Source organism: Acidiphilium sp. 20-67-58 (genome assembly GCF_002255515.1).
Taxonomy (GTDB): domain Bacteria; phylum Pseudomonadota; class Alphaproteobacteria; order Acetobacterales; family Acetobacteraceae; genus Acidiphilium.
Window position 1 is genome coordinate 1 of record NZ_NCAS01000079.1, and the last position, 2,511, is coordinate 2,511.

At 64.8% G+C, this 2,511-nt stretch carries 3 protein-coding genes; all 3 read right to left on the reverse strand.

Translation table 11 applies throughout. The features are described from left to right. Positions 1-95: 95 nt before the first annotated feature. Genes B7Z76_RS15805 through B7Z76_RS15815 form a run of 3 tightly spaced genes read right to left on the reverse strand, consistent with a single transcriptional unit; the run spans position 96 to position 2,429 of the window. Positions 96-800 (reverse strand): iron ABC transporter permease, encoded by a 705-nt coding sequence (locus B7Z76_RS15805; protein ID WP_291345184.1) that lies wholly within the window; start codon positions 798-800, stop codon positions 96-98. 2 nt (positions 801-802) lie between these two features. Then, entirely contained in the window at positions 803-1,633 is an 831-nt protein-coding gene (locus tag B7Z76_RS15810; RefSeq protein ID WP_291345186.1) for a 2-aminoethylphosphonate ABC transporter permease subunit, read from the reverse strand. Between the two features lie 22 nt (positions 1,634-1,655). Then, the gene (locus B7Z76_RS15815) at positions 1,656-2,429 is read right to left on the reverse strand and encodes an ABC transporter ATP-binding protein (RefSeq protein WP_366925321.1); all 774 of its coding nucleotides are present in this window, start codon (positions 2,427-2,429) and stop codon (positions 1,656-1,658) included. Positions 2,430-2,511: the final 82 nt, after the last annotated feature.

Genomic DNA, 2,511 nt, shown 5'->3' on the forward strand with positions numbered 1-2,511 from the left:
AGGCTTCTTTGTGCCCTCGTCGCATGGCTCTCTGCCCCAAACCGCTCACCAAGCCTCGGCTTCGCCCACCGCCAGATCACATAGTTCACAGGCGACTAGATATCCCCGCGATCGGTCAGGGCGAAGACCTCGACCGGCGCTGTCACCCATTGCGGTGGATAGAGCATGATCGATGCGCCGAGTTCGCCCATCGAAAGGGCGAAGCCGAGCGAAAGTGCAGCAAGGATCTGCGGCAGAAGCAGCGGCAGCGTGATCGTGAGCAGAACCCGGGGCGGCGATGCGCCAAGCGAACCGGCAATCTCTTCGAGGCTGTGCGGCAGTCGCTCCAGGCCCGCGCTGATCGTCGCATAGGCATAGGCCATGACCAGGACGACATGGGCAAGGATGACCAGGAGCACGGTTCCGTTGAGCAGGAACGGCTTGCGGCTGAAGGCGATCAGCATGGCAAGACCGATGGTCGAGGACGGCAGCGCGACCGGCAGGAAATAGAGCATGTCGAGCCCGCGGCGGAGGGAGGGTGGGCAGCCACGCACGACCAACGCCCCACCGCCTCCGAACAGAAGGGCAATGAACGAGGCGGCCACTCCCGTTGCGACACTGTGCAGCAGTGCCGCCCCCTGATCTCCCGCCGCCAGGGCGCGCGCGTGATGGAGCGTGAGACTGGACGGCAGCACCCCGTTCCATTGCCGGGTAAAGGCGGCCAGCAGCAGCAGGAGCAATGGCAGGCCGAAGATCAGGAAGAACAGCGTGGCCGTGGTAACAAGCGCGATTCGTCTTGTCGTCGGTTTGAATACCAGCATGCTCATGCGGCCAGCCAGGCACCGAGCCGGGTAAGAGCAAGACGGTAGAGCGCGAAGACGGCAAGCGAAATCACACTGTCGCAAACCGCGATCACACTCGCACCCGCATAGTTGAATTGCTGCACCGCCTCGCCATAGATCAGCAACGGCAGGGTAATGACATTCTTGGCGCCCATCACCAGCATGATGCCGAATTCATTCAATGTCAGCAGCAGGCAAAGCCCGCCGCCGGCCAGCAGGGCGGGCAGCAGCGCGGGGATGACAACGCGACGGATCACGCCCGCCGGGGTTTCCCCGAGACTGCTCGCCATTTCGAGCAAGGCGGGATCGAGCGACTGGAACCCGGCAAGCACAGGCCGCAGGACAAAGGGCGTGTAGAATGTCACCTCAGCCAGGACCACACCCCAGAACCCGTAGAGAAAACTCGCCGACCGGTACGGGCTGCCCTGCAGCGGCTCCAGCAGCGCGGTGATCAAGCCGGCGTTTCCATAGAGAAACGTCAGCGCGAGCGCGATGAGAAAGGACGGGAACGAGAGATAGGCATCGACCACCCGGCCGACAGACGCGGCACCGCGGAACGGCGCGAGATTGAGGAGCAATGCCAGAACGAATCCGAGCAGAAGACACAGGACCGTCGAGGTCAGGGCGATCTGCAACGTGTGGCCAAGGGCGCCGGCAAAGACCGGGGAGGCGATGATCCGCGTTGCCGGCGCGAGGCTCCAGCCCTGCGCCCCCCGGAAGGCGGCGATGATCATCAGCCCGAGCGGATAGAGCAACGTGATGGACAACACGCCGAGAACCGGCGCCAACCGCGCAACATGAAGCCACCTCACGCCGGACATCGCCTCCTCCGGTTCATGTATCGGCGACCAGGCAGGCCCGTTCGGGGGCGAAACCGACCGTGACATCGGCGCCGATTGCCGGCGCCTCCCGCCCGGCCGGCAGATCGATCCTGAGAAGATGCGCGCCCGCCACGGCCTGCACGCGCTGGACCGCGCCCATCCACTGCACGCCGACGATCCGCGCCGCGATGCGGTTCGAACCGGTTGCGTCGATATCGAGCGCATGCGGCCGCACACAGAGCAGAGGGCGCGCGATCGCATGTCCCGACGCGCCCATGACCGTCAGGCGGTGCCCCTCGAAACTAACCTCGGCACTGTCGTGCTGCGCGATTTCGATCCTGATCGGCAGAAGATTCGCCTGTCCGAAAAATTCGGCGGCATAGCGATGCTCTGGCGTTTCGTAGAGGCCGCGCGGCGTGCCTGATGCGGCAATGCGCCCGTCGCGCATCAGCGCGATCTGGTGGCCAAGCGCGATGGCCTCGCCCTGATCGTGCGTGACATAGACGATGGCCAGTTCCGGCAATCGGGCGTGGAGGCTGCGAAGTTCTTCCAGAAGCCCGGCCCGCAGCGGGGCATCGAGGGCGGAGAGCGGTTCATCGAGCAGCAGGACCGGCGGGCGGATCGCCAGCGCGCGGGCAATCGCGACACGCTGCTGCTGCCCGCCCGAAAGTTCGCGTGGATAACGGCCGATAAAGGCGGACATGCCGACAAGACCGAGACAGTCGGCGACACGCTCGGCGATCTCCCGCTTCGGCAGGCGGCGGGCACTGAGAGCCCGAATCTGAATGGTAGTGTGGCTATCGGTTGCGTGCGATTTTTCGTGTGATCAGGCGGATATGTGCGAGGAAGAGCCATGCGGTGGCGCTGGT

What these genes read in the sequence shown, in the direction of transcription:
- B7Z76_RS15805 (WP_291345184.1), bottom strand. Translation starts at nt 800, where the DNA reads ATGCTGGTATTCAAACCGACGACAAGACGAATCGCGCTTGTTACCACG.